At 68.0% G+C, this 26,911-nt stretch carries 25 protein-coding genes and 1 riboswitch; of the genes, 9 read left to right on the top strand and 16 right to left on the bottom strand.

Translation table 11 applies throughout. From position 1 onward, the window contains the following. Positions 1-2 precede the first annotated feature (2 nt). Genes OG203_RS27850 through OG203_RS27840 form a run of 3 tightly spaced genes read right to left on the bottom strand, consistent with a single transcriptional unit; the run spans position 3 to position 4,467 of the window. On the bottom strand, positions 3-1,601 hold the full coding sequence (locus tag OG203_RS27850) for an acyl-CoA carboxylase subunit beta (RefSeq protein ID WP_405160217.1): 1,599 nt from the start codon (positions 1,599-1,601) through the stop codon (positions 3-5). Then, complete coding sequence (locus OG203_RS27845; protein ID WP_405160216.1) at positions 1,598-2,755, bottom strand: acyl-CoA dehydrogenase family protein; 1,158 nt, start codon at positions 2,753-2,755, stop codon at positions 1,598-1,600. Before OG203_RS27845 ends, OG203_RS27850 begins: the two co-directional genes overlap by 4 nt. Continuing rightward, positions 2,752-4,467, bottom strand: a complete 1,716-nt coding sequence (locus OG203_RS27840; protein WP_405160215.1) for an acyclic terpene utilization AtuA family protein — start codon at positions 4,465-4,467, stop codon at positions 2,752-2,754. The genes OG203_RS27845 and OG203_RS27840 overlap by 4 nt, the downstream gene beginning before the upstream one ends. A gap of 198 nt (positions 4,468-4,665) precedes the next feature. Between OG203_RS27840 and OG203_RS27835 the strand changes: the two genes are divergently transcribed. After that, complete coding sequence (locus OG203_RS27835; protein WP_405160214.1) at positions 4,666-4,824, top strand: hypothetical protein; 159 nt, start codon at positions 4,666-4,668, stop codon at positions 4,822-4,824. Between the two features lies 1 nt (position 4,825). Here the strand turns inward: OG203_RS27835 and OG203_RS27830 are convergent, their stop codons facing one another. The 6 genes from OG203_RS27830 to thiO form a co-directional block, all read right to left on the bottom strand. Beyond that, a complete protein-coding gene (locus OG203_RS27830) occupies positions 4,826-5,749 on the bottom strand; it encodes an adenylate/guanylate cyclase domain-containing protein (RefSeq protein WP_405160213.1) in 924 nt (307 codons plus the stop codon). Positions 5,750-6,147: 398 nt separating this feature from the next. Then, entirely contained in the window at positions 6,148-6,909 is a 762-nt protein-coding gene (locus OG203_RS27825; RefSeq protein ID WP_405160212.1) for an ABC transporter permease, read from the bottom strand. Next, positions 6,909-7,853: an ABC transporter ATP-binding protein gene (locus OG203_RS27820; RefSeq protein ID WP_405160211.1), complete on the bottom strand. Its 945-nt coding sequence runs from the start codon at positions 7,851-7,853 to the stop codon at positions 6,909-6,911. Before OG203_RS27820 ends, OG203_RS27825 begins: the two co-directional genes overlap by 1 nt. A 147-nt stretch (positions 7,854-8,000) precedes the next feature. Next, on the bottom strand, positions 8,001-8,786 hold the full coding sequence (locus tag OG203_RS27815; protein WP_405160210.1) for a thiazole synthase: 786 nt from the start codon (positions 8,784-8,786) through the stop codon (positions 8,001-8,003). Continuing rightward, entirely contained in the window at positions 8,779-8,997 is a 219-nt protein-coding gene (gene thiS / locus OG203_RS27810; RefSeq protein ID WP_405160209.1) for a sulfur carrier protein ThiS, read from the bottom strand. The genes OG203_RS27815 and thiS overlap by 8 nt, the downstream gene beginning before the upstream one ends. Continuing rightward, the gene (gene thiO, locus OG203_RS27805; protein ID WP_405160208.1) at positions 8,994-10,091 is read right to left on the bottom strand and encodes a glycine oxidase ThiO; all 1,098 of its coding nucleotides are present in this window, start codon (positions 10,089-10,091) and stop codon (positions 8,994-8,996) included. The genes thiS and thiO overlap by 4 nt, the downstream gene beginning before the upstream one ends. A 204-nt stretch (positions 10,092-10,295) precedes the next feature. Between thiO and thiE the strand changes: the two genes are divergently transcribed. Further along, positions 10,296-10,994, top strand: coding sequence for a thiamine phosphate synthase (thiE, locus tag OG203_RS27800; protein WP_405160207.1), 699 nt, complete (start codon positions 10,296-10,298; stop codon positions 10,992-10,994). Positions 10,995-11,018: 24 nt separating this feature from the next. Here the strand turns inward: thiE and OG203_RS27795 are convergent, their stop codons facing one another. Next, positions 11,019-11,714, bottom strand: a complete 696-nt coding sequence (locus OG203_RS27795) for an NUDIX hydrolase (protein ID WP_405160206.1) — start codon at positions 11,712-11,714, stop codon at positions 11,019-11,021. Positions 11,715-11,894: 180 nt separating this feature from the next. On the opposite strand from OG203_RS27795, the gene OG203_RS27790 reads away from it, so the two are divergent. The 3 genes from OG203_RS27790 to OG203_RS27780 are packed head-to-tail and all read left to right on the top strand — an operon-like array spanning position 11,895 to position 16,612. Next, the gene (locus OG203_RS27790; protein WP_405160205.1) at positions 11,895-13,283 is read left to right on the top strand and encodes a hypothetical protein; all 1,389 of its coding nucleotides are present in this window, start codon (positions 11,895-11,897) and stop codon (positions 13,281-13,283) included. Beyond that, positions 13,280-14,260, top strand: coding sequence for a glutamate ABC transporter substrate-binding protein (locus tag OG203_RS27785; protein WP_405160204.1), 981 nt, complete (start codon positions 13,280-13,282; stop codon positions 14,258-14,260). The genes OG203_RS27790 and OG203_RS27785 overlap by 4 nt, the downstream gene beginning before the upstream one ends. Positions 14,261-14,266: 6 nt before the next feature. Beyond that, positions 14,267-16,612 carry a serine/threonine-protein kinase PknG gene (locus tag OG203_RS27780; RefSeq protein ID WP_405160203.1) on the top strand — a complete coding sequence of 782 codons (2,346 nt, stop codon included), beginning with the start codon at positions 14,267-14,269 and terminating at the stop codon, positions 16,610-16,612. Between the two features lie 361 nt (positions 16,613-16,973). Here the strand turns inward: OG203_RS27780 and OG203_RS27775 are convergent, their stop codons facing one another. Together OG203_RS27775 and pta are read right to left on the bottom strand one after the other, a co-directional pair. Then, positions 16,974-18,182 carry an acetate kinase gene (locus OG203_RS27775; protein ID WP_405160202.1) on the bottom strand — a complete coding sequence of 403 codons (1,209 nt, stop codon included), beginning with the start codon at positions 18,180-18,182 and terminating at the stop codon, positions 16,974-16,976. 101 nt (positions 18,183-18,283) lie between these two features. After that, a complete protein-coding gene (pta, locus tag OG203_RS27770) occupies positions 18,284-20,356 on the bottom strand; it encodes a phosphate acetyltransferase (protein WP_405160201.1) in 2,073 nt (690 codons plus the stop codon). 216 nt (positions 20,357-20,572) lie between these two features. On the opposite strand from pta, the gene OG203_RS27765 reads away from it, so the two are divergent. Continuing rightward, positions 20,573-21,079 carry a nitroreductase family deazaflavin-dependent oxidoreductase gene (locus tag OG203_RS27765; RefSeq protein ID WP_405160200.1) on the top strand — a complete coding sequence of 169 codons (507 nt, stop codon included), beginning with the start codon at positions 20,573-20,575 and terminating at the stop codon, positions 21,077-21,079. Between the two features lies 1 nt (position 21,080). Here OG203_RS27765 and OG203_RS27760 read toward each other — a convergent pair whose 3' ends face one another. Then, positions 21,081-21,530, bottom strand: a complete 450-nt coding sequence (locus OG203_RS27760; RefSeq protein WP_405160199.1) for an RpiB/LacA/LacB family sugar-phosphate isomerase — start codon at positions 21,528-21,530, stop codon at positions 21,081-21,083. A 67-nt stretch (positions 21,531-21,597) separates the two neighbouring features. On the opposite strand from OG203_RS27760, the gene OG203_RS27755 reads away from it, so the two are divergent. Continuing rightward, positions 21,598-22,242, top strand: a complete 645-nt coding sequence (locus OG203_RS27755; protein ID WP_405160198.1) for a DJ-1/PfpI family protein — start codon at positions 21,598-21,600, stop codon at positions 22,240-22,242. 52 nt (positions 22,243-22,294) lie between these two features. Continuing rightward, a complete protein-coding gene (locus OG203_RS27750; protein WP_405160197.1) occupies positions 22,295-22,756 on the top strand; it encodes a MarR family winged helix-turn-helix transcriptional regulator in 462 nt (153 codons plus the stop codon). Between the two features lie 77 nt (positions 22,757-22,833). Here OG203_RS27750 and OG203_RS27745 read toward each other — a convergent pair whose 3' ends face one another. Beyond that, on the bottom strand, positions 22,834-23,592 hold the full coding sequence (locus OG203_RS27745; RefSeq protein ID WP_405168026.1) for an HAD-IIA family hydrolase: 759 nt from the start codon (positions 23,590-23,592) through the stop codon (positions 22,834-22,836). Positions 23,593-23,973: 381 nt separating this feature from the next. Here OG203_RS27745 and fgd point away from each other — a divergent pair, with 381 nt between their 5' ends. Continuing rightward, on the top strand, positions 23,974-24,984 hold the full coding sequence (gene fgd, locus OG203_RS27740) for a glucose-6-phosphate dehydrogenase (coenzyme-F420) (protein ID WP_405160196.1): 1,011 nt from the start codon (positions 23,974-23,976) through the stop codon (positions 24,982-24,984). Positions 24,985-25,035: 51 nt separating this feature from the next. Here fgd and OG203_RS27735 read toward each other — a convergent pair whose 3' ends face one another. Together OG203_RS27735 and OG203_RS27730 are read right to left on the bottom strand one after the other, a co-directional pair. Further along, a complete protein-coding gene (locus OG203_RS27735; RefSeq protein ID WP_405160195.1) occupies positions 25,036-26,250 on the bottom strand; it encodes an O-succinylhomoserine sulfhydrylase in 1,215 nt (404 codons plus the stop codon). Positions 26,251-26,302: 52 nt separating this feature from the next. After that, positions 26,303-26,719, bottom strand: a complete 417-nt coding sequence (locus tag OG203_RS27730) for a rhodanese-like domain-containing protein (protein WP_405160194.1) — start codon at positions 26,717-26,719, stop codon at positions 26,303-26,305. Between the two features lie 14 nt (positions 26,720-26,733). Continuing rightward, positions 26,734-26,850, bottom strand: a riboswitch (SAM riboswitch). Positions 26,851-26,911: the final 61 nt, after the last annotated feature.

The raw sequence follows: 26,911 nt of genomic DNA, 5'->3' as shown, positions 1-26,911 counted from the left end.
CCTCACATTCGGAAGACGCCGAAGCCATCGGCGCCCTTGATCGGGGCATTGTGAATGGCCGACAAGGACATTCCCAATACGGTGCGGGTATCGCGCGGATCGATGACGCCGTCGTCGAACAGGCGCCCTGACATGAACATCGCCAGCGACTCGGCCTCGATCTGCGCCTCGATCATGGCGCGCATCCCGGCATCGGCTTCCTCGTTGAACGGCATGCCCTTGGCCTCGGCAGCCGCGCGACCGACGATCGAGATGACGCCGGCGAGCTGCGCGCCACCCATGACGGCGGATTTCGCACTGGGCCAGGCGTATACGAAGCGCGGGTCGAAGGCGCGCCCGCACATGCCGTAATGCCCGGCGCCGTAGGACGCGCCCATCAGCACCGAAATGTGCGGCACCTTCGAGTTGGACACCGCGTTGATCATCATCGCGCCGTGCTTGATGATGCCGCGCTGCTCGTACTCCTTGCCGACCATGTAGCCAGTAGTGTTGTGCAGGAACAGCAATGGGGTGTCGGACTTGTTGGCCAGCTGGATGAACTGGGTCGCCTTCTGCGATTCCTCGGAGAACAGCACGCCGCGCGCGTTGGCGAGGATGCCGATCGGATAGCCGTGCAGCTCAGCCCATCCGGTGACCAGGCTGCCACCGTAGAGCGGCTTGAACTCGTCGAAGTCGGAGCCGTCGACGATGCGCGCGATCACCTCGCGCGGGTCGAACGGGATCTTCAGATCGGTGGGAACGATGCCGAGCAGGTCCTCGGGATCGTACAGCGGTTCGATCACCTCGGCGCGCGGCGTGGGGCCCTGCTTGCGCCAGTTGAGCCGCCGGATGATGGAGCGGCCGATGCGGATCGCGTCCTGCTCGTCGACCGCGTAGTAGTCGGCCAGGCCGGAGACGCGGGCGTGCATGTCGGCGCCGCCGAGCGATTCGTCGTCGGACTCCTCGCCGGTGGCCATCTTGACCAGCGGCGGGCCGCCGAGGAACACCTTGGAGCGTTCCTTGATCATCACCACGTGGTCGGACATGCCCGGGATGTAGGCGCCGCCCGCGGTCGAGTTGCCGAAGACGAGCGCGATGGTCGGAATGCCAGCGGCCGAGGCCTGGGTGAGGTCGCGGAACATGCGTCCGCCGGGGACGAAGACTTCCTTCTGCGTCGGCAGATCCGCGCCGCCGGACTCGACAAGGGAGATCACCGGCAGCCGGTTCTCCCGGACGATATCGTTGATGCGCAACGTCTTTCGCAGCGTCCACGGGTTCGAGGTGCCGCCGCGCACGGTCGGGTCTGGCGCGACGATCATGCATTCGACGCCCTCAACGATGCCGATCCCCGCGATAGTGCTTGCGCCGACGTGGAATTCGCTGCCCCAGCCCGCCAGCGGGCACAGCTCGAGGAACGGCGAGTCCTCGTCGATGAGCAGTTCGACCCGCTCCCGCGCGGTCATCTTGCCGCGCTTGCGATGCCTGGCCAGCTTGTCCGGCCCGCCACCGGCGATCGCCTTGGCGAACTCGCCCTCGACCTCGGTGAGCTTGGCCGTCATGGCCTCGGCCGCGGCGGCGTACTCCGGCGAGGCGGTGTCGAGCGTGCTGCGCAATGTTGTCAAGACTGGTACCCCAATCGTTTGGCGGCGAGGCCGGTGAGGATCTCGGTGGTGCCACCGCCGATGCCGAGGATGCGCATGTCACGGTACTGGCGCTCGATCTCGGATTCGCGCATGTAGCCGAGACCACCGAACAGTTGGACGGCCTGGTTGGCCACCCACTCGCCCGCTTCGACGGCGGTGTTCTTGGCGAAGCACACCTCGGCGATCAGGTCGGTCTCGCCGTTCGCGCTGCGCTGCGCCACATCTCGGGTGTAGACGCGGGCGACGTCGATGCGCCTTGCCATCTCGGTGACCGTATTCTGCACGGCCTGCCTGCTGATCAGCGGGCGGCCGAAGGTTTCCCGGCCGCGCACCCAGTCCAGGGTGAGGTCGAGGCAGCGCTGCGCGCTCGAATACGCCTGCACCGCAAGGCCGACGCGTTCGCTGACGAACGCGCCCGCGATCTGGAAGAAGCCGGAGTTCTCCTGGCCGACCAGGTTTTCCGCCGGTACCCGCACGTCGACGTAGGACAGTTCGGCGGTGTCGGAGGCGCGCCAACCCATCTTGTCCAGCTTGCGGCTGACCGTGAAGCCCGGCGTGCCCTTCTCCACCACGAGCAGCGAAATCCCGTTGGAGCCAGGGCCGCCCGTGCGTACCGCGGTGACCACGTAGTCGGCGCGGACAGCGGAGGTGATGTAGGTCTTCGCGCCATTGACGATGTAGTGGTCGCCGTCTCGGCGCGCGGTGGTGGTGAGATGGCCGACGTCGGAGCCGCCGCCTGGTTCGGTGATGGCGAGCGAGCCGATCTTCTCGCCGGCCAAAGTCGGTCGCACCCAACGCTCGATCTGCTCGGCGTTGCCGGCGGCGATCATGTGCGGCACCGCGATACCGCAGGTGAACAGCGACGCGAACACGCCGCCGGAGGCGCCGGACTGATGCATTTCCTCGCAGACGATCATCGCGTCGATGCCGTCGCCGCCGGAACCGCCTACGGGCTCAGGGAATTGGATGCCGAGCAGGCCGAGCGCACCGGCCTTCTTGTGTAGCTCGCGCGGCAGCTCGCCGTCGCGCTCCCACTCGTCCAGGTAGGGCAGGACTTCCCGCTCGGCGAAACCCCTTACCGTGGCGCGCAATTCGCGACGCTCAGGGGTGTTCCACGGACTTACGAGACTCATGACAACAGCTCCAATGGGATGTCGAGATGACGGGACCGCAGCCATTCGCCGAGTCCCTTGGCCTGGGGGTCGAATCGAGCCTGATAGGCGACGCCCTGACCGAGTAGGCCTTCGATGATGAAGTTCACCGCCCGCAGGTTGGGCAGCAGGTGCCTGGTGACCGTCAGCGAAGCGGTCTCGGGCAGTAGCTCTTTGACGCGCTCGACGGTCAGTGTGTGCGCGAGCCAGCGCCACTGGTCGTCGGTACGCACCCAGACACCGATATTGGCGTTGCCGCCCTTGTCGCCGCTGCGCGCCAAGGCGATGGTGCCGAGCGGCGCGCGGCGGGTTGCACCGGCGGGCAACGGTTCCGGCAGTTCGGGCTCGGCGACCTCGGCCAGCGACAGGGTGTCCGAGGACGGCGCGATATCGACGCGGGAGCCGTCCGGCAGCACCGCGACGTGCGGCACCTCGGTGGCATCGACGAACCCTGGCGTGTACACGCCGTACGGAGAACCGTTGCCCGGCAACGTGGTAAAGCTGCATCCCGGGTAGCTGGCCAGGGCCAGTTCGACGGCGACGCTGGAGAACGCGCGCCCGACCTTGTTCGGGTCTTGGTCGCGCACCACGCAGCGCAGCAGCGCGCTGGCCTGCTCCTCGGTGTCGGCGTCCGGGCGGTCAAGGCGCGCGAGCGTCCAGTCCAGCTCGGCGGGCCGCACCGATAACCATGACTCCAATTGTCGTTGCGCCAGTGCGGCTTTCGCTTCAATGTCGAGGCCGGTGAGGATGAACTCCATCTCGTTGCGGAAGCCGCCGATGGTGTTCAGCGACACCTTCAGCTGCTCCGGCGGCGCCTCGCCGACGACACCGCTGATCAGCACCCGATCGGGGCCGTCCGCGCTGAGTTCGATGGAGTCGAGCCGGGAGGTCACGTCGGGTCCGGCGTACCTCGCACTCTGAATCTCGTACATGAGCTGCGCTTCGACGGTGTCCACCGTAACGACACCGCCGGTGCCTTCGTGCTTGGTGATGACACTGCTTCCGTCCCTGCGGATTTCGGCGATCGGGAAGCCGGGCCTGCCCAGGTCCGGGAGTTCGGTGAAGAACGCGTAGTTGCCGCCGGTGGCCTGGGTGCTGCACTCGATAACATGCCCGGCCACTACCGCGCCCGCCAGCGCGTCGTAATCGGTACGGCCCCAACCGAAGTGGGCGGCCGCCGGGCCGACGATCACCGACGCGTCGGTGACCCGGCCGGTGACAACGATGTCCGCGCCCGCGTTCAGGCATTCGACGATGCCCCACGCGCCGAGGTAGGCGTTGGCGGTGAGCGGCGCGCCGAGGCCGAGTTCGCTTGCGCGCGCGACCAAGTCGTCGCCTTCGACGTGCGCGATCTTCGCGTCGAGCCCTAGGTCGGCGGCCACCTTGCGCAGGCGCTCGGCCAGCCCCGCCGGGTTGAGACCGCCCGCATTGGTGACGATCTGCACGTTGCGCTCCAGCGCGAGGCCGAGACAGTCCTCGATCTGTTTCACGAAGGTCTTGGCATAGCCGAGGCTCGGATCCTTCATCCGGTCGCGGCCGAGGATCAGCATGGTGAGCTCGGCGAGGTAGTCGCCGGTGAGCACGTCGAGCTGCCCGCCTTCGAGCATCTCGCGCATAGCGCTCTGCCGATCACCGTAGAAGCCGGAACAGTTGCCGATCCGGAGCACGTCCGGGTTGGCGGCCAGCACACTCATCAGCGGGAATGCCTCCTGTAACGGCGAACCGTCAGGGCACAGCCGCGTGCCGCACCCGTGAAGTCCGCGTTCCGATGACCAGCATCACACCCCCGCCAGAAAAAAGCAAGCACGCGTGCTTGTTAATTACGAATGGGTCAGATCACCGCGGGCAGCGCCGGTAAAGCGGGTTAAAAGGGACAGAGCAGAATGGGCACAATGTCCACCGACGTCACTGTGATCATCCTGCTCGCGCTTGCCGGGTTCCTGCTCGGCGGCGTCTACTCGACGTGGAAAACCGCACGCACCTTCGCGATCGTGCTTGCCGTGTTGGCCGTGCTCGCCATCGCGGGTGCTATCGCCTGGTGGGTCGGCTGACTCAGAGCTCGGAGAGCTTGAAGATGCGCAGGTCCTCGGGGACGCCGCTCAGGGGGGCGGCGAAGAAGCTGCGGCGGTAGGGCTTGACCGCGTGGCCGAGTTCGGCGAGGGTCTCCGGCCTGAGCGACTGCAGCGTCGCCTCGGACAGCATGGTGTTGCCGTTGCCGCCCGCCTCCATCACCCTGGCCGCGATCGTGACGTCGACGCCGAGCCAGTCGCCGCCGATCTCGCGCGGGGAGCCGGTGTGCAGGCCGATCCGCATCTGCGGGCGGTAGTCGCGCACCTTCACCTCGGCCAGGTTGCGCTTGGCGTTGATCGCGGCGCGCACGGCCCGTTCGGCCGACGGGAACACGGCCATCACGCCGTCGCCCATCCGCTTGACCACCTGACCGCCGCGCTCGGCGATCGGCGGCTCGATGGCCTTCGCGACCCGGCGCAGCAGCTCGAGGGTCGCCTCGTCACCCGCGGACAGCGACCAGCTGGAGAAGGCCACCAGGTCGGTGAACATGACAGTTACTTCAGCGTTACCTTTGCCGCGGCCGACTCGTTCTAGCATCGCCTGCCAGACCTGGAGTGCGCCGAAGCCGATTTCCCTGGCCGCGCTCGGAGTGTCGCCGACCAGTTTGTCCGCCGCGCGGGCCACCGCACGCGCGCCGCCTGGCCCGGTCACCGAGAGCGGGTCGCCGAAGGAAGGGTCACCTGGCAGCTGCTCACGCGCCTTGCGGAGCACACCGATGAAGTCCGTTCGATTGTTCGCCGCGTTCATCAACGCGGAAAGCTGGCCCTTGCGCAGCCCTGTCCCCGGACGGCGGATCGGACCACCCTCGTCCGCGGGCACCAGCGGGATGACGACCTCGGGTTGAAGGCCGTTTTCGTCCTCCGGCTCCGACCCGGGCGCAGCACCGCCGGAAGGTGTTTCGCTCACGCCCAGAGGGTATCTCAGCCGACCTGTCGTCGGCGGATCACTGATCATCGCCACCTGCTACCTCCCGACGGACGGAGCGGGCACAACATTGGGGCCGCCGATGGATAACGAGCTGGTTGCTGAGCCGAACTCTACCCGCGGATTCGGCGCCGATGAAGCGACGTGATTCACAGTTTCCGTGATGTTCACATGGGCCATTGACCCGCAATAATGCGGCCTCGCACAGCCGTGCTCGAGCCAACAACGCCATCGGCCCGGCGTGAAGGAATCACGCCGGGCCGATGGTCACACCGTCCGCCGGGCAGTGGCGGGGCGGTGACGGGGCGCGCGGACCTCCCGACAAGGTCGGCGCCCCAGACCCGAGTGGCGAGGGAAGGCAACTCGGGTGGCTTGGTTCGCTATGCGTCGCGCTGATTGATCATGATCAGCGCGCCGCCGTAGACGATCGCGGTGAAGGCGATGAAGTAGAGCAGGCTGCCCCACGGCCCCCAGTGCCAGTTGGCGCCGGACGACGAGACGCTGAGGAAGTGGCTCGCGTTCTGGAAGGGCAGGAACGGTGTCACGTTGCGGCCGAAGCTGCCGAAGGCGCCGAGCAGCGGCTCGATCAGCAAGGACCACAACACGATCAGCGAGATCGCGGCCGCGGACTGCCGGACGAGGACGCCGACACCGATGGCCACCGCGATCATCAGGAAGGCATAGATCGGGATGCCGTAGACGGCACGCCATTGCCCGTCCAGCGTCAGGTTCGCCGCGGGGGCGGACCCGCCGATGGCCTTGGCAACCCCGATGGCGAGGAAGGCGAGGATGGTGGTGAGCACGGCGCTGAAGACACCGACCAGCAGCGTCTTGGTGATCAGCACCTTGCTGCGATTGGGCACCGCCTGGAACGTCGTCCGGATGACCCCGAATCGGTATTCGCTGGTCACCGTCAACGCCGCCATGATCATCAGCACCATCACGCCGAAGCCGACGACACCCGCCGTCGCGGTGCTCACGTCGAGGGTCGGCGTCCCGTCGGCGGGCTTGTCGCCCGCGGACTTGGTGACCACCGCGAACAGCGCGGCGAGCCCGAGGGCGAGCACGACAACGATGGCCGAGCACCACCAGGGCGACCTGGTCGAGGTGAGCTTGATTCGTTCTGCTGCCAGCACGCCCATCAGAGCGCACCTCCCATCGCCTGTTCGAGGCCTTCACCGTGGTACTGCACGGCGCCGCCGGTCATCCGCATGAACGCCTCTTCCAGCGAAGCACGTTGTGGCGCAAGCTCGAACAGCGTGATGTCGTTCGCGCCGGCCAGCTTGCCGACCGCGTCACTCGCCACTCCGGCCACGACGAGCGCGGGGCCGTCCGTGCCGGTGCCGTCCTCGCGGACGGTCATGCCGTTCGAGGTGAGCACGCTGCGCAACTGGTCGAGCTGCGGGCTGCGCACGCGCACCGACTGTTCGGAGGCACGCTCGATGAATTCCTGTGTGGTGGTATCGGAGATGAGCTTGCCGCGACCGATCACCACGAGGTGTTCGGCGGTCTGTGCCATCTCGGAGAGCAGGTGGCTGGAGACCAGGACGGTGCGGCCCTCGGTGGCAAGTCGCTGCATGAACCGGCGGATCCACAGGATGCCCTCCGGGTCGAGGCCGTTGACCGGCTCGTCGAACAGCAGCACCTGCGGGTCGCCGAGCAGCGCACCGGCCAGGCCGAGGCGCTGGGACATGCCGAGGGAGAAGCCGCCGGCGGTCTTGCCTGCCACCTCGGACAGGCCGACCAGCCGCAGCACCTCCTCCACCCTTGACTTGGCGATGTCGTTGGAGGCGGCCATCCACTCGAGGTGGGCGCGCGCCGAACGATTCGGATGCACCCACTTGGCGTCGAGCAGCGCACCGACCGTGCGCAGCGGATGGTCCAATTCGCGGTATGGCTTGCCCTGGATGAGCGCGGTGCCCGAGGTCGGCTTGTCCAACCCAAGGATCATGCGCATCGTCGTCGACTTACCGGCTCCGTTCGGGCCCAGGAACCCCGTCACCTGTCCGGGACGAACGGTGAAGGAAAGATCCTGAACAGCGACGGTCTGCCCGTAGTGCTTGGTCAGCCCTTTCAGCTCGATCATGGTGACCAGCATTCACGAAAAAGCCGCGATGCGCGTCACTACAAAGTGTCGTGTCCGATCATCCTCAGGGATGACGGGCACCCTGACTACCCGGTGCCCGCACCCTGACCCCTCCCCTGAGCGGGGGATCTTCGGTGGACTACCTGGTCAGAGCGCGGGCGAGGACGCCTGCGCCCAGAACCGCTTCGGGATGCGGCCCGCCTGGCGCGCCAGATAACCGGCGCGCACCGCGGCCGCCATCGCCTCGGCCATCAACTCCGGTTGACGCGCCCTGGTCACCGCGGTGGCAAGCAGCACGGCCGAGCAGCCGAGTTCCATGGCGAGTGCGGCGTCGCTGGCAGTGCCGATGCCGGCGTCAAGGATGACCGGAACCTTCGCCTCCGAGACGATCATCTCGATGTTGTGCGGGTTGCCGATGCCGAGACCGGTGCCGATGGGCGAACCGAGCGGCATCACCGCGACGCAGCCCGCGTCCTCCAGCCTGCGCGCGAGGATCGGGTCGTCGGTGGTGTAGGGCAGCACCACGAAACCGTCGTCGACGAGTTGCTCTGCGGCGGTGACCAATTCGATCGGGTCGGGCAGCAAGGTTCGCTCGTCGGCGACCACCTCGAGCTTGACCCAGTTGGTGTCGAGTGCCTCGCGAGCCAGCTGCGCGGTGAGTACCGCTTCGGCCGCGGTGCGACAGCCAGCGGTGTTGGGCAGTGGCGCGATGTTCAAGCGCTTCAACAGATCGAGCACGCCGGTGCCGCCCGCCGAATCCACTCGGCGCATGGCGACGGTGGTGAGTTCGGTGCCCGAGGCGATGAGCGCCTCCTCGAGCACGGCGAGGTTGTCCGCGCCGCCGGTGCCCATGATGAGGCGAGAACCGAACTCGCGGTCCGCGATTCGCAGCGGCGCGTTCGCGGCCTCGCGTGTGCTCGCTGCGTCAGCCACCTTGCACCGCCGTCAGTACCTCGATCTGCCAGCCGCGACCGACCGGCTCGCCCCAGCGCGACTTGGGGAACACCGCGCCGTCCACCGCAAGCGCGATGCCCTGCGTCGGCAGCTCGAGGCGGCTGAGCAGCTCTCGGACAGTAAGGGTTTCGGCGAACTCGTGATCTGTGCCGTTCACGGTGACGCCGATGGGTACGGATGTCGAAGTCATCGAACTCCTCCTGCGGATGACAAAGGGGACGGCCGGTCAGCCGTCGAAAAACGTTGCGGGTCGGCGGATTCCGCTTCGGGCAGTGGTGTTCCGGCGAGCTGGGCGAGCACCGCGTCGACGGTGAGCGGCATGGTCAGCATGCCGTTGCGGCCGTTGCCGGTGGCCGCGATGACACGGTCGCTCAGCCTACCGAGCAAGGGCAGGTTGTCCGGGGTGCCCGGGCGCGAGCCCGCGTTCGCCTCGGCCAGCTCGTATTCGCCGATGCCGGGGAAGATCGCCTCGGCGTCGGCGATCAGGTCACGGACACCGGCGACGGTCACCGCGGTGTCGAAACCCGCCTCGTATTGTGTTGCGCCGACCACGATTCCGTCGGCGCGCGGGACCAGGTACATGGACCGGCCGTGCACCCGCGCCCGGACGACGCGCTGTGGCGCGGGGGCCACGCCTGGACGGTGGCGCAGGCGCAGGATCTCACCCTTGATCGGGCGAACCGGCAACCCTGGCCACAGCCGGGCGGACGCGGCGCCCGCGGCGAGGACGATCTGATCGTGCGGGAGCGCGTCGAGCGCGTCGACGGATTCGGCGCGGATCTGCACTCCCGCCGCCGTCGCGGCCTTGCGGAGGGCGGCGAGCAGCCGCCGATTGTCGATCGCGGGCTCGGCGGGCGCGTGCAGCCCGGCCCGTACGGTGCGCGCGAGGTTCGGTTCCAGCGCGCGCACGCCCGCGCGATCAAGAACGTGTAGCTCGTGGCCGCGGCCGCCGACCCATTCGGCGATCGTGCGCAGGTCGGCCGCGTCGGCGGCGTCCAGTGCGACCGTCAGCGTCGCATCGGCCACGAAGACCGATACTCCGGTGGCGTCGTCGATGCGTGCGGCGAACTCCGGCCAGCGGGCCAATGACGCGGCGCCGAACTCGAGGACCCGGTCCTCCCCCGGCCAGCCCTCGGATAGCGGGGCGAGCATGCCACCGGCCACCCACGACGCACCGGATCCGACGGCGGGGTCGAACAGGGTGACCGACCAGCCCGCCTCGGCGGCCCGCCAGGCCACGCCGAGCCCGATGACGCCGCCACCGACGACGGCCAGCGTCCGCATCCGTTTCCACCTGCCTCTATATCCCATGGGCGGCGTTCGCGGGCGCCCTCCTGGTTACCCGTCTGCGGGCCCGTCGCGCACACCGCTGTGGTCGACATGCGGCGCTCGGAGGTCCCTTCGCAGTGACACTCCACGACCGCCTCGTTGGCCCGGCGCTCGTGCCGCCGTTCGCTTCCCCACGGTAGCGCGGCTACGGTCGAAGGCGTGCAACCCTCCCATCCCGCTCGACCCGCATCGCCCAGGGAGCGCTTGGCAACCGCTCGGCTCTATCTCTGTACCGACGCCAGACGCGACAAGGGGGATCTGGCGAAGTTCGCCGAAGCGGCCTTCGCGGGTGGGGTCGACATCATCCAGCTCAGGGACAAGGGATCGCCCGGTGAAGCGAAGTTCGGCCCGCTCGAGGCGCGTGCCGAACTCGGCGCCCTCGCCGAGCTGAAAGCGGCCGCACGCAGGCACGGCGGGCTGGTCGCGGTGAACGACCGCGCCGATATCGCGCTTGCCGCCGGCGCCGACGTGCTGCACCTCGGGCAGGGCGATCTGCCGCCCTGGTACGCGCGACGCATCCTCGGCCAGGACGTGGTGATCGGGCGATCGACACACAACCGCGCGCAGGCCGGGCTCGCCGCGATCGACGAACACATCGATTACTTCTGCACCGGACCGGTGTACGCGACCCCGACCAAGCCTGGGCGCCAAGCGGCGGGCATCGAACTGGTGCGCTCCACCTCCGACGCGCATCCGACCAGGGCGTGGTTCGCGATCGGCGGGATCGACGCGGACAATCTGCCCGATGTGCTCGCGGCGGGCGCGAGCCGCATCGTCGTCGTCCGGGCGATCACCGAGGCGCGTGACCCGGAAGCCGCTGCGCGGCAACTCAAGACGGCGCTGCTCGCCAACGCGTAGCGCCCGATCGTGTGGGTGCGGACGTCAGGAGAGGACTTGACCGCGGGTGAGCGAGACCACGGCGTCGACAGCCGCGGTGTTGTCCGGTGCCGGGTCGGTGTGCGGCGTGGTGTCGACCGGATCGACGATCCGCGCGTAGCCACCGGGACCATCGGGATCGGCATGCAGCCAGAAGAAGCCTTGGTCGGCGAGATCGACGGTGCGCGGGAGGGCGGCGGCGACGGCGCGATCCGCCGCGAGTTCGTCGAGGCAGACCCGGGCGGGCGCGGCGCGCAAGGCGGGCCAGGAGGCGGCGAAACCGGGATGCAGCAGCCGGGCGTCGACCTCGGCCTCCGGAATCCAGGCGAGTTCGGAACTCTCCCGGTTGCGACTGGTCGGCAGCGTCATCACGGCATCGGCGACCACGGTGGTGTAGGTCCAGCCGCTCGACGCGGACGCGGTCACCCGCTCGCCGCGCACCCGGACGTCGGCGGGATTGATACCGGCCTCCTCCCACGCCTCGCGCACCGCGGCGTGCACCGGGGTCTCGTGGCTGTCGCGGGCGCCGCCGGGCAGCGCCCAGGTGCCGCCCTGATGACTCCACGGCGCGCGATGCTGCATCAGCACCGCCGAGCCGCCGTCGGCGAGCGGCGCGCGCAGCAGCAGCCCGGCGGCGCCGAAGCGACCCCAATGCCGCATGCCGCCGGGGTCGCGCGACCACCCGTCACCGTCACCACGCATCTCGTACCCATCCTCGATCCGCCGTCACCCGATCTCGCCCTGCTGCCAAGCAGGGGTATTTCACACGCAACGGCACCGCTACGACCACAATAAACTCCGCAACAGCAGAAACGGGGTGACCGATTGTCCGGTCGGTCCGTCGAGAAATCCGCGAACGCGGCCCAGACTGGGGAGGTGGACATGGCTCGGCTCGAGCAGGCGACGGCGGTACTTCGGCCGTCGTCCACCGCCGAACTCGCCGCGCGCGACAGTCCTGGCGCGCTGCGGAGCGCCTTCCTGCGCGAGCAGTTCGACCCGGCCCGGCTGCGCCTGTTCGCCAGTTCCTCGCCGGGACGCCTGATCGCGATCGGACTGCTCCTCATCACGGTGTGCGTCGCCGCGGGCTGGGTGACCGGCGCGACGGTGGGCGACCGGCAGCAGACCCTGAACGTGCTGCTCGACGACACCGAGCCGGACGCGTACTCCGCGCATCGGCTCTACACGTCGCTGTCCATCGCGGACGCCGCGGCGAGCACCGCGTTCATCGCGGGCGGCCTCGAGCCGCAGACGGTGCGCGATCGCTACAGCCAGGCGATCGGCGAGGCCGCCGCGGAGTTGGTTGCCGAGACAGGGAAGGCCTCGGGCACCGCGCCGAGCGGGGCCGACAACACCGACACCCAATTGCGCACCGGGATCGCCACCAACCTGCCGGTGTACACCGGCGTGGTGGAGACCGCCCGCGCGAACAACCGCAGCGGCTACCCGGTGGGCGCCGCGTATCTGAGCGAAGCGTCCAACCAGATGCAGACGACCGTGCTGCCGATGGCCGAGGAACTGCAGAACCGTCGCCAGGCGGCGGTGACCGGGGCGCAGCGCAATCACGTCCGGCCGCCGTGGACCGCCATCGTGCTGGTGATTCTCGCGCTGGTGGCGTTGGTGTGGGCACAGGTCGACTTGGCGAAACGATGGCGCAGGGTGCTCAATCCCGGGCTGCTGCTCGCCTCGGCGGCGGTACTGATTCTGTTGGCGTGGACCGTGATAGCGGGCGCGGTATCGGCCACCGCGATGATCCACGGACGCGACGACGGCGCGGTACCTGCCTCGCGGCTGACCGAGAGCCGGATCTTGGCGCAGCAGGCGCGTTCGGCGGAAACACTGAAGCTGGTCCGCCGGGACGCCACCGGCGACTACGACCGGACCTTCGACGCGAACATCGCCCGCCTCGCCGATCTGCTCGGCGGCTATCCGAGTTCCGCGCCCGCCGCCGCGGACGTGCGCAATGCCATTCCGGCACTTGCCCGTTGGCGGGTGGCGCATCAACGGATGAACGACACGCTGGCCCGCGGCGACTTCAACGGCGCCGCGACGGTGGCGACGGGCCCCGGCGCGGCCGATGTCGCCGCCCAGGTGGACGCGCTGGACAAGGCACTGGAGCAAGGTATCGACAAAACACGGAATACATTGCGTGACAACATTTCCCAGGCAGCACGCGTGCTCGACTTCATCGGCCCCGGCGCGCTGGTGCTGGGTATCGTCGCGGCGGGCTGTGTCGGACTCGGTCTGTGGCCACGATTGCGGGAGTACCGGTGAGGCCCTGGCACGGCATCCTCGCCGTCGCGCTGGCCACCGTGGCACTGGTCGGTGGCTGCACCACCGAATCGGCGCCGACGCTGCCGACCAGCACCGCCAAGTACACCGAACCGCCGTTGCCCGCGAAAGTCATTCCCGTGCTGACGGATTCGCCGACCACGACCGCGAACCCCCCGCAATGCGGCGATCCGACGGCGAGCCTGCGCCCGACCGGCGCCGGCACCGCGGCACACGGGCCGACCATCGATGCGATCCGGGCCCGCGGCCGCCTTGTGGTCGGGCTCGACGCCGGGAGCAACCTGTTCAGCTTCCGCGATCCGACCTCCGGCGCCATCGTCGGCTTCGACGCCGATATCGCCAGGGAGATCGCCCGCGATCTGCTCGGCAGCCCGGACCTGATCGAATACCGCACCCTCGGCTCGGCCGACCGGGAGCAGGCGCTGCAGGACCGCGATGTCGACATCGTCGCGAAGACCATGACGATCAACTGTGATCGCCGCCAGCGGGTTACGTTCTCCACCGTGTACCTGCGCTCCTACCAGCGGGTGCTCGCGATGAAGAGCTCGGGGATCAACGGCATCGCCGATCTCGCAGGCAAGCGGGTGTGCATCGTGCGCGGCACCACCTCGCTGGACCACATCCGCCAGGACCAGCCCGCCGCGACCATTCTCACCGTGCCCACCTGGGCCGACTGCCTGGTGGTGCTGCAGCAGCGCCAGGTCGACGCGGCGAGCACCGACGACTCCATCCTGGCCGGGCTTGCCGCGCAGGATCCCTACACGCAGGTGGTCGGCGACGCCATCAGCGTCGAGCCCTACGGCATCGGCATCCCCAAGGGCGACGACGATCTGGTGCGCTTCGTGAACGGCACCCTGGAACGCATTCGCAACGACGGCACCTGGGATCGCATCTATCGGCACTGGTTGTCCGTTCTCGGTCCGTCGCCCGGTCCGCCAGCACCGAACTATGCGGACTGACGGCCGATGAACACAGCGGACGACGCCACCCCCGACGCGGACGAAGCCACCGTCGCCGCCCCGCCGGCAGGCGACGGCGCGGCGGCGGAGCTGGTGCATACGGAGTTGGCCAGGGGTAGTCGGCCGACGCCGAACGAGGCGGCCTCGGCCGAAACCATCATCGGCGCTTGGCGAACCGACTCCGAACCGGACTCCGCGGCCACCATGCGCACCTCGGGTCGCAGCGTGCGCACGGCGCGCTCGCGGCCAGGGGTGCGCAGGCTCGGCGGCGGGCTGGTGCCGATCCCGACGGTCGAGCCCGCCGATCCGCGGGCCGCCGTGCTGACCGATCCCGCGGTCTCCGAAGGCAAACGCTTCTGCTGGCGGTGCGGTAACCCGGTCGGCCGGGCGAGCGCCATCCGGCCGGCGGTGACCACGGGCACCTGCGATACCTGCGGCGCCCCTTACGATTTCCGGCCGTCGCTGCACGAGGGCGACATCGTGTCCGGCCAGTACGAGGTCCAGGGTTGCATCGCGCACGGCGGACTCGGCTGGATCTATCTGGCGATCGACCGCAACGTCAGCGATCGCTGGGTGGTGCTCAAGGGCCTGCTACACACCGGTGACGCCGAGGCGCAGGCCGTCGCGGTCGCCGAGCGCCAATTCCTCGCCGAGGTGGCGCATGCCAGCATCGTCAAGATCCACAACTTCGTCGAGCACACCGACCAGGACGGTGCGCCGATCGGCTACATCGTCATGGAGTACGTCGGCGGCCGGTCGCTGCGCGAGATCCTCAACTCCTACGAGCGCCCGCACCGGATGCCGGTCGCCGAGGCCATCGCCTACCTGCTGGAGATCCTGCCCGCGCTGGAATACCTGCACTCGATCGGGCTGACCTACAACGATCTCAAGCCGGACAACATCATGGTCACCGAGGATCAGGTGAAGCTGATCGATCTCGGCGCCGTCGCCACCATCGAGTCGTACGGAAACCTGTACGGCACCAGGGGCTTTCAGGCGCCGGAGATCGCGAAGACCGGGCCGACCGTCGCCTCGGACATCTACACCGTCGGGCGCACCCTGGCCGTGCTCACCCTCGAGATGCCGATGGAGCAGGGCCGCTATCTCGACGGCATCCCCGATCCCGCGGAGCATTCCGTGCTCGCGCGTTACGAGTTCTTCCACCGCCTGCTGCTGTGCGCGACCGACCCGGACCCGGAGCGCCGATTCCCCTCCGCCCGAGCCATGTCCGCTCAGATGTCGGGGGTGCTGCGGGAGATTCTCGCGCTGGAGACCGCCACCGAGCATCCGCAGCTGTCCACGGTGTTCAGCCCGCCGCGGGCCAGCTTCGGCACCGAGGAACTGATCAGGCAGACCGACGCGTACGCCGACGGCCGGGCCCGCAGCAAGCTGCTCGACGCGCGCGATGTGGTTGCGGCACTGCCGGTTCCACTGATCGACTCGGCGGACCCTTCGGCGCCGCTGCTGGCAACGACGGTGCACCCCGAGCCCGAGGAGTCGCTGGAGGCACTGCGGGCCGCCAAGGAACGGGCCGAGAACGACCCCGGAAATGCCCCGGAGACACTGGATCTGGAGCTCAGGCTGGCCGAGGCGCGGGTACGGCTCGACCTTGGCGAGTCGGCCGCGGTGCTGCATCTGCTCACCCGGCTGCCCGAAAGTGACTGGCGGGTCAGCTGGTATCGCGGTTTGGCGCAGCTGCTCGACGTGGAATACGAACAGGCCTTCGCCAGTTTCGACGGCGTGCTGCAGGTGCTGCCCGGCGAGATCGGGCCAAAGCTCGCGCTGGCCGCGACCGCGGAACTCGTACTGCAGCAATGGGATTCGGCCGACCCGGAGCAGTGGCGGGCCTACGCCGAGAAGTTCTACGACACCGTGTGGCGTACCGATCGGGCGGTGGTGAGCGCCGCGTTCGGCCTGGCCAGGCAGCTGGCCGCAGTGGATCGCGTGGTGGACGCGGTGCACGCGCTCGACGAAGTACCCGCCGCGTCAAGGCATTACACCACCGCGCGGATGACCGCGGTGCTGCTGTTGCTCACCGCCGCACCGGTGGCCGAGCTCGACGAATCCACCCTGCATATCTCCGCGTCCAGGGTGATGAGCCTGCCGACCGGTGAGGGCAGGTCGGTCCAGATGCGCGTCCTCGTCCTCGGCGCCGCCCTGGCCTGGCTGCAGGCGGGCAACAAGCCGAAACGCGCCGATGCCACGCTGTTCGGCGCGCAGTTCAACGAACGCTGTCTGCGCGAGGGGACCGAAGCGGGTCTGCGCGCGCTGGCCCGCAGCGCTCCCGGTCGCACCCATCGCTATGCGTTGGTCGACCTCGCCAATTCGATCCGCGCCAAGACCTGGGTATAAAGCCGCTCACGAAATCCTCATGATCGGTTCGGCAGGATCGGCATCGGATCAGGTTCGCGGGGCACATCGGGGCACCGGACCGACCGTATACCAGGGACAAGGCCCTCGCCCGTCCCGGGAACGTCACCCGAACTGCCCTTTGGGTGCGAAACATGCGGCGGCCGGAAGCATTTCGGCGTGCCCGCTGATCCAGCCCGGCCGGCCGTCCCTCCCGGCCGGGCCCTCCCGCCTCTCCGCGTATTCAGGCCAGACTTGGGTGCCGCGAAGGTGGCGTTGGCGGCCGAGTGTTGCGTCGTGATGAAGTTAGCCCGTACCCGGTGAGTTACCCATGTTCGTGCGAAATCTGTTGGCGGTAAGGGATTTAGGTCGCTTCGGCGATGCGGTGGGCGGCGCGGGCGATTGCGAGTTCCTCGTTTGTCGGCACGACCAGTACAGCTACCGGTGCCTTGGGCGGGGAAATGCGGCGGGCGGTGCGGTCTTTGGCGGTGTTGGCGGTGGGGTCTACCTCGATGCCGAAGCGGGACAGGTCGGCGAGGGCGTCGGCCCTGACCTTGGGGCTGTTCTCGCCGACGCCCGCGGTGAAGGTGATGGCGTCGACGCGGCCGAGGTCGATCAGGTAGGCGCCGAGGTAGCGGCGGAGGCGGTGGATGTAGACGTCGTAGGCCAATGTGGCTGCGGCGTAACCGTTTTCGATGAGACGCTGCAGTTCGCGGAAGTCGTTGACGCCGGACAGGCCCTTGATGCCGGAGTCCCGGTTCAACAGCGTGTCGATCTGGTCGATGTCCAGGTGTGCCGAGCGCATCAGGTGCGCGATGATTCCGGGGTCGAGATCGCCGGACCTGGTGCCCATCACCAAGCCTTCCAGCGGGGTAAGGCCCATCGTGGTGTCGGTCGGGTGCCCGCCGCGGATCGCCGAGGCCGAGGCGCCGTTACCCAGGTGGAAGACAATCTGATTCAGCTCCGCCGGGTCGCGGCCGAGCAGCTCGGCGACCTGCCCCGACACGTACTCGTGTGAGGTGCCGTGGAAGCCGTACTTCCGAATGCCGTGTGCGGCAGCAACCTTCGCGTCGATGGCGTAGGTCTTGGCGGCGTCGGGCAGGCCGTGGAAGAACGCGGTGTCGAACACGGCCACCTGCGGCACCTCGGGCAGCAGCTTGCGCGCGCTTTCGATGCCCGCGACATTCGCCGGATTGTGCAGTGGGGCAAGCGAAGACAGCTCGGAGATGGCCGCGACCACATCGTCATCGATCAGCGTCGGCTGGTAGAACACCTCACCGCCGTGCACTACTCGATGCCCGACCGCGCGGACTCCGGCGCGGGCCAGGTCGTGCCCGGTCTCGGCGAACATGTCGAAGATCAGCCGCAACCCGGCCGTGTGATCGGCGATGGCACTGCGGCGCTCGGTAGTCTCGCCGTCGGCGTGATGCTCGATCCCGGCATTGTGCTCGCCGATCCGGTCGACCATGCCCGACGCGCTCACCGCGCCCGATTCCGGGTCGAGGAGTTGGTATTTGATGGACGACGAGCCGGAATTGATCACCAGCACCAGATCGTCGGCAGCCTCAGCCATCACGCCTCCCGTGTTCGGCGGTGTACCCGCACTCCCTCAGCAACCACGCCCGCCGACCACCTGTTCCGCATCACGAGCCAGCTGTGTCCCGACAGACACCCTCACTCGCCCTGCGCCTGGATCGCCGTGATCGCCACGGTATTGACGATATCGGCGACCAGCGCACCGCGGGACAGGTCGTTGACCGGTTTACGCAGGCCCTGCAGCACCGGGCCGATCGCGATCGCGCCCGCACTGCGCTGCACCGCCTTGTAGGTGTTGTTGCCGGTATTGAGATCGGGAAACACGAAAACCGTCGCCTTGCCAGCCACCTTGGAATCCGGCAGCTTGGTGGTGGCGACGGTCGGCTCGATCGCCGCGTCGTACTGAATCGGGCCCTCCACCGGCAGTTCCGGCGCCCGATCGCGGACCAGCTTGGTCGCCACCCGCACCTTGTCCACGTCGGCGCCGCTGCCGGATTCGCCGGTCGAATAGGACAGCATCGCGATCCGCGGCTCGATGCCGAACCGGGACGCCGTCGCCGCCGAGGAGATCGCGATATCGGCAAGCTGCTCCGACGTCGGATCGGGGACCACCGCGCAGTCACCGTAGGCGAGCACCCGGTCGGCCAGGCACATGAGGAACACGCTGGACACCGTGGACACGCCCGGCACCGTCTTGATGATCTCGAACGAGGGCCGGATGGTGTGCGCGGTGGTGTGCGCGGCGCCGGAGACCATGCCGTCGGCGATGCCCTTATAGACCATCATGGTGCCGAAATACGAGATGTCGGCCATGGTTTCGCGGGCGCGCTCGACGGTCATACCCTTGTGCTTGCGCATCTCGGTGTATTCCTTGGCGAAATCGTCGAGGTGGCCGGAGGTTCGGGGATCGAGCACCCGCGCGGCGGAGATGTCGACGCCGAGTTCGGCGGCGCGGGCACGCACCGACTGCTCGTCACCGAGGATCACCAGGTCGGCGATCTTGCGCTGCAGCACCCGGCCCGCCGCGCGCAAGATGCGGTCGTCGTCGCCCTCGGGCAGCACGATGCGCTTGCGGTCGGCCCGCGCGCGCTCGATGAGCTGGTACTCGAACATCTGCGGCGTCACGACGGTGGTGAGCGGAACTTCGATGCGCCGCAACAACTCTCCGGCGTCGACGTGCTCCTCCATCAGCGCGAGGGCGGTGTCGACCTTGCGCGGGCTACCGGCCGACATGCGGCCCCGGGTGCGGTAGGCGGCGCTCGCGGTGTCGTAGGTGCCGAGCTCGGTGGTGAGGATCGGCAGCTTCGGCTTCAAGCCGGACATCAGCCGCGCCACCGCGGGATGGGGCAGCATGCCGCCGTTCATGATGATGCCGGACAGTGACGGAAAGCCTTCCGCCTCATGGGCGTTCACGACGCTCAGCAACACGTCGGAGCGATCGCCTGGCGCGATCACCACGACGCCGTCGACCAGTCGCTCCAGAATGTGTTCGGCCGTCATGCCGCCGACCATGATCTTCAGCGCCTCGCGCTGCAGCAATTCCTGGTCGCCGCTGTACATTTCGCCGTCGATGGCGCTACACAGCTCGGCCATCGTCGGCGAGATCAGCAGCGGCACCTCCGGCAGCGTCCAGGTCGGCACGGCGGAGGTTTGCAGGACGGCGGCGACATCGTCGAGGTGGGCCGGGTCGCAGCGGTTGGCGATGATGGCGACCAGCTGTGCGTGTTCGAGGACCAGCTCGCTCTGGCACAGCTCGGCCAGGTGCTTCACCTCGGCGGGAGAACGGCCCGAGCCGCGCACCACCAGCAGCACGGGGGCGCCGAGATTCACCGCGATCCTGGCGTTGAAGCGGAGCTCGCTCGGGCTGGCGACGTCGGTGTAGTCGCTGCCGACCACCACCACCGCGTCGCACACCTTCGCGACCTCGTGGAAACGCATCACGATCTCGCTGATCGCGGCATCCGGGTCGGCGTGCACCTGCTCGTAGGTGACGCCGGTGGCCTGCGCGTAGTCGATATCGGCGGTGCTGTGCTCGAGCAGCAGCTCGAGGATGTAGTCGGGTTCGGTGGTCGACCTGGTGATCGGCCTGAACACCCCGACCCGTGCGGTGGTCGCGCACAGCATCTGCAGCACGCCGAGTGCCACCGTCGACTTCCCGGTGTCGCCTTCGGGCGAGGCGATGTAGACGGTGGATGGAGCGTGATCGGCCATATCGAGAGCTTAGTGAACGAGCGGCAATCAAGGCCGCTATGCGAGGCTCATCCGCCTCTGCGCGTATCCAAGCCAGACCTGGGCGCGGCCACAGTAGCGTTGACGACCGGCGGTGACCAGGGTGAATGAGCCAGCCGGCGCCCGGCGAGTTACCCATGTGCGCAAGCTATGAGTTCGCCAGCGACAAGCCGATCTCACCACCGATATAGTCCGAGCATGGCTGAGCAATTTCCGAACCGGCAGTGGGGTTCGCGCACCACCGTGTTCTCCCGACTAGCAAACAGATTCGCCGCGACCAAGCCCGGTTCCTGGCTCATCCGCAAGATCACCCCGCTCGATCGCGCCCTGCTCGAGCGCACCAACGCCAAATACACCGTGCTCGGTCCGATCGGTGCCCCGGTGATCCTGCTGACCACCATCGGCCGCAAATCCGGCCAGCCGCGCACCCAGCCCCTGCTCTACGTGCACGACGGCGACGTCCTCTACGTCATCGGCAGCAACTTCGGCCAAGAACGCCACCCAGCCTGGACCGCCAACCTCCTGGCCACCCCCGCCGCGACCGTCGCCATCGCAGGCCACCGCCTCCCCGTCCAAGCAACCCTGGTCGACCCCGAGGCCAAAGACGCCATCTTCGCCCGCTTCGTAGAAATCACCGGCGCCTACGCCGCCTACAAAGACCGCACCACCCGCGACCTGCGTATCTTCGCCCTGCACCGGGCATAGCTCACTGCGCGGCGCGCTCGATCTCCGACAGATGTGCGACGTTCGCCTGGTCGTCGGGGTCGGGGCTTGGGTCGGTGGTGAACCAGGCGTCGAGGATTTCTTGGAGTTCGGGGGCGGAGGTCGAACGTAGGCTCAGGGCAAGGACATTGGCGTTGTTCCATTGGCGGGCGCCCTTGGCTGTCGCGGCGTCGGCGCAGAGGGCGGCGCGGATGCCGGTGACCTTGTTGGCGGCGATCGAGGCGCCGGTTCCGGTCCAGCAGCAGACGATTGCCTGGTCGGCGTGGCCCTGCGCGACGTCGCGGGCGGCCGCTTCGGTTGCCCAGGCCCAGTCGTTTCGTTCGGACGTGGCGAGCGCTCCGTGCAGGACGGTCTCGTGTCCGCGGCGAGCCAGCTCCTCGATCAGTTCCTGTGCTACTCCGACGCGTTCGTCCGCAGCAACCGAGATCCGCATATACCCAGCTTAATGCCGCATCGCCAATCCATTGACAGTATGCTGTCAAATATGACAGCATACTGTCATGACTAAGAGAACAGTTCATGTGGCCGTCTACGACACCTTCGCCGACTGGGAGATCGGTGCCACCACGGCGCACGTCAACCGGCCAACCTGGCAGCGGGAGCCGGGGACGTGGCAGACGAAAACCGTTGGGCTGACCGGTGATCCGATCACCACGCTCGGCGGGATGCGGATCGTGCCGGAGATGGCGCTCGCCGATCTCACGCCTACCGAGAGCGCGATGCTGATCCTGGCCGGTGCCGACACGTGGGAGGGCGCGGAGTTGATGCCGTTCGCGCGTAAGGCGCGCGAGTTCCTCGACGCGGGGGTTCCGGTCGCGGCGATCTGCGGCGCGACACTCGGGCTGGCCAAGGAGGGTCTGCTCGACACTCGCAAGCACACGAGCAATGTCCGGGAGTTCTTGCTCTACAGCGGATACGCGGGTGCCGACGGTTACCTGGAGGAGGCCGCGGTGACCGACGGCGATCTGATCACGGCGGGCGGCACCTCGCCGTTCGAATTCGCTCGCGCGGCGCTCGGACGGCTCGGCGTGTACGAGCCGCACGTGCTCGACGGGTGGTACCGGTTGTACGGACACTCCGATCCGGCGGGCTGGGCCGTTCTCGCCGAGTACGAAGCGCAGCGGTCGGCGGCGCACGCCGGATGAGGAAGAATCGCACGGCGATCCGATCGAATGGCCGGATCGCCAGGAGGTGCACGTGACTCGGAACGAACAGGAGCTGTTCGCTACGGCCGCCATCACATCATTCCGATTGAACGGGCAGTTCCTCGCGATCGCCGAAGAACTGGCCCGCCCCGCCGGGCTCACCGCGGCCTGGTGGCAGGTGCTCGGCGCGGTGCTGTCCGAACCGCTGCCGGTGGCTGGCATCGCCAGGGATATGGGCATCACCCGGCAAAGCGTGCAACGGATCGCGGATCTGTTGGTGGACAAGGGTCTTGCCGAGTATCGCCCGAATCCGGCGCACCGCCGCGCGAAGCTCGTCGCGGTCACCGACGCGGGCCTCGCGGCGGTGCGCCGCATCAATCCACAGCACGCCGTGGTCGCCAAGCGGCTGGTCGACGAACTCGGCTACGACCAACTCGCCGCGACCGTCGACGCCTTGACCGAACTATCCGCCGCACTCGACGCCATCACCGACGGCCAGAGCAACGAGACCTGAGCCGCTCGGCCATATCCCGTCGTCACGCGAGCTAGTCGGCAGAGTTCCTTGGTGCGTCTGACTAGCAATCACGCGATCTAGTCGGAGAAGGGCTCTTTCGTACGCCCGACCAGATCGGCGACGGAATCGATCACCATCGTCGGCCGATAGGGGTACGCCTCGACCGACGCACGGGTCGAAATGCCGGTGGTCACCAGAATCGTGCGCATCCCCGCCTCCAGCCCGGAGATGACATCGGTATCCATCCGATCGCCGATCATCACCGTCGACTGCGAATGCGCCCCGATCCGGCGCAACGCCGAACGCATCATCAGCGGATTGGGCTTGCCGATGTAATACGGGTCGCGGCCGGTGGCCCGGGTGATCAGCGCGGCGACCGAGCCGGTCGCCGGCAGCGAGCCGTCGCGGGACGGGCCGGTCGGGTCGGGATTGGTCGCGATGAAGCTCGCGCCGCGCTCGATCAGGCGGATCGCGGTGGTGATCGCCTCGAAGGAGTAGTTGCGGGTCTCGCCGAGCACCACGTAGTCGGGGTTGCTGTCGGTGAGCACGTAGCCGATCTCGTGCAATGCCGTGGTGAGCCCGGATTCGCCGACCACGTAGGCGGTTCCGTTGGGCCGCTGCTCGTCCAGGAAGGTGGCGGTGGCCAGCGCGGAGGTCCAGATCGCCTCCTCCGGGATGTCGAGCCCGGTGTGGCGCAGCCTGGCCTGCAGGTCGCGCGGGGTGCGGATGGAGTTGTTGGTCAGCACCAGGAACGGCGTCTCGTTGGTGCGCAGCTCGGCGAGGAACTCGTCGGCGCCCGGCACCAGTTGGTCCTCGTGCACCAGCACACCGTCCATGTCGGTCAGATAGGACAGGATCGGTTCATCAGTCACCAGACAATTGTCCCACTAGAGACACAGCCGGACGGAGTCCGTCCGCAAACCGCGCATGGCCGGAGCGAATGCGGAGGTACGCCTACCGGACACCTCCGTGGGGGGAAGTCCGACTCGATGCGACCCTTCGCACACCCTCGGGTGCCGCTGACTATGGTCGAAGACGGCCGTATGACGTATATGCGAAAAGCGCGGGACAGTGCTCGAATGATCGCCGAGGCGCGGGAACGTTCGCGATCCCGCGCCGGTTGAAGCGAGACATGACCGCAGCGTGTCTGCGGCCGACAACGGTGTGCGGGAACGCCCGCACCGCAGGTGTGCAGCGAAGCGACAGGAGTGGCGCACATGGGTGAGCTCAAGCTCGGATACAAGGCGTCGGCGGAACAGTTCGGGCCGCGCGAACTGGTGGAGATCGCGGTGCTCGCCGAGGAACACGGCCTCGACAGTGCCACGGTGAGCGACCACTTCCAGCCGTGGCGGCACAAGGGCGGGCACGCGCCGTTCTCGCTGGCCTGGATGGCCGCGGTCGGCGAGCGCACCAAGCGGATCCAGCTCGGTACCTCGGTGCTCACGCCGACCTTCCGATACAACCCGGCGGTGATCGCGCAGGCCTTCGCCACCATGGGTTGTCTGTACCCCGACCGGATCATGCTCGGTGTCGGCTCCGGTGAGGCGCTCAACGAGATCGCCACCGGGTACAAGGGCGAATGGCCGGAGTTCAAGGAGCGTTTCGCGCGGCTGCGCGAGTCGGTCGAGCTGATGCGCGCGCTGTGGACCGGCGACCGGGTGGACTTCGCAGGCGAGTACTACAACACCGTCGGCGCGTCCATCTACGACGTGCCCAAGGGTGGTATCCCGATCTACGTCGCCGCGGGCGGGCCGCTGGTCGCGCGCTACGCGGGCCGCGCGGGTGACGGCTTCATCTGCACCTCGGGCAAGGGCATGGACCTCTACACCGAGAAGCTGATGCCCGCCGTCGCCGAGGGCGCCGCCAAGGCAGGACGCACCGTCGATGACATCGACCGGATGATCGAGATCAAGATCTCCTACGACACCGATCCCGAACTGGCACTGGAGAACACCCGCTTCTGGGCTCCCCTGAGCCTCACCCCGGAACAGAAGCACAGCATCACCGACCCGATCGAAATGGAGGCCGCCGCCGACGCCCTCCCGATCGAGCAGATCGCCAAGCGCTGGATCGTCGCCAGCGACCCCGACCAGACCGTCGACCTCATCAAGCCTTACCTCGACGCAGGCCTCAACCACCTCGTCTTCCACGCCCCCGGCCACGACCAACGCCGCTTCCTCGACCTCTTCCAGCGCGACCTGGCCCCCCGCCTCCGCGCGCTGGCCTGATCCAACGACAAAGGCTCCACACGTGTGCACCGTGTGGAGCCTTTGTCGTTGCTAGCTCAGAGCGTGGTCGAGGTCGGCGAGGAGGTCCGCTACGTCCTCCAGCCCGACGGAGATGCGGACTACGCCGTCGGAGAGGCCGATGGTGGCTCGGCCTTCGGGGCCCATCGCGCGGTGTGTTGTGGTGGCGGGGTGGGTGATCAGGGATTTGGCGTCGCCGAGGTTGTTGGAGATGTCGACGATGCGTAGGCGGTTGAGGACTTCGAAGGCGCGCTTCTTGGCCTCGTGCGCGGGAGCGTTCAGCTCGAAGGTGACGACGGTGCCGCCCGCGCTCATCTGGCTGGTGGCAAGGTCGTGTTGCGGATGTGATTCCAGGAAGGGGTATTTCACCCAGCTGACGGCCTTGTTGGTCTCCAGGAAGCGGGCGATGCGCAGTGCGGATTCGGTCGAATGTCGCACGCGCAGCGGCATTGTCTCCAAACCCTTGAGCAGCGTCCACGCGTTGAACGGGCTCAGCGCCGGACCGGTATGGCGCATCAGCGTTTTCACCGGACCGTCGATGTAGTCCTTCGCGCCGAGGATGGCGCCGCCGAGCACCCGGCCCTGGCCGTCGATGTGCTTGGTGCCCGAGTAGACGACAACGTCGGCGCCAAGGTCGAAACCACGCTGCAGCAGCGGAGTGGCAAAGACGTTGTCCAGCACCACCTTCGCGCCCGCGGCATGTGCGAGCTCGGTAACCCGGCGCACGTCGACGAGGGTCTGCATGGGGTTCGCCGGTGTCTCGAAGAACACCGCCTGAGTGGGCACCGACAGCGCCGCTTCCCACTGGTCCAGATCCTCGCCGTCGACGAAGACTGTCTCGATGCCCCAGCGCGGCAGGATCTCGTTGCACACCACGAAGCAGGACCCGAACAGGCTGCGCGCGGCCACAAGTCGATCACCGGCGCCGAGCAGCGCGCCCAAAGCGGTGAATACCGCGGACATTCCGCTCGCGGTCGCGAAACACGCCTCGGCGCCGTCGAGCAGCCGCATCCGCTCCTCGAACATGGCGACCGTCGGGTTGCCGTAGCGGGAGTAGACGAAATGCTCGACGTCGCCGGTGAACGCGGCCTCGGCGGCCTCGGCGCTCTCGTAGACGAAGCCCGAGGTCAGGTACAGCGCCTCGGAGGTTTCCTCGAAACCGGAGCGGCGCAACCCACCTCGCACACCCAGGGTCGCGGGGCCGACGCCCTCGGGCAGCGGCTTGTCGAACGCACCACCGGTGATCACGACTGCCTCCCGACAGAGCTCCGCGACAACGCGTCGACCGAACAGCAGCTACTCATGACTGCCGCCAAGGCAATCCGAGGGCACGCCAGCCGCTGCCGCCGCGATGTCCGTCCGCGTCGACCGGGCCTTCGAAGCCCTCCAGCACGTTGTACGAGGTGCCGAACCCGGCCTGCGTCGAGGCGATCGCCGCGCCGATGGAGCGCTGCCCCGAGCGGCACAGGAAGATCACCGGGGCCGCCGGATCGTGTCCGTCGAGCGCCGTGACCAGCTGTTCGGTGAACTCGCCATTGCGCGTCCCGGTCGAATCGACCCACTCGATCAGCACCGTCGGGCGCTCGATCGAACTGGTGTCCGGCACGCCGACGAACTTCCATTCGGCCTCGGTGCGCACGTCGACCAGGACGGCTTCGGGATTGTCCCGCAACAGTTCCCAGGCCTGCTGCGGGGTGATGTCACCGGCATAACTCATCTGGACCCTCCTAGAATCCGCACTTGCCGCGCACAGGTTTGACGCGCGGCCAGGTCGTCACCCGGAGCACCCCACCGCGGAGGAGGGTTGCCGACCAGTATTGCCGGGGCTTGACACTGGTTCTCATGACCTTCTGCTGAGATTGCCTTGATCAGGGTCACCCTGTCAAACGGCTGCTCACGGTATGAGAAT

It is taken from the genome of Nocardia sp. NBC_01499, assembly GCF_045040275.1.
In the GTDB taxonomy this organism is placed as follows: Bacteria; Actinomycetota; Actinomycetes; order Mycobacteriales; family Mycobacteriaceae; genus Nocardia.
Note: the sequence above shows the minus strand (reverse complement) of the source record. Positions and strands in the feature narration are given on the sequence as shown.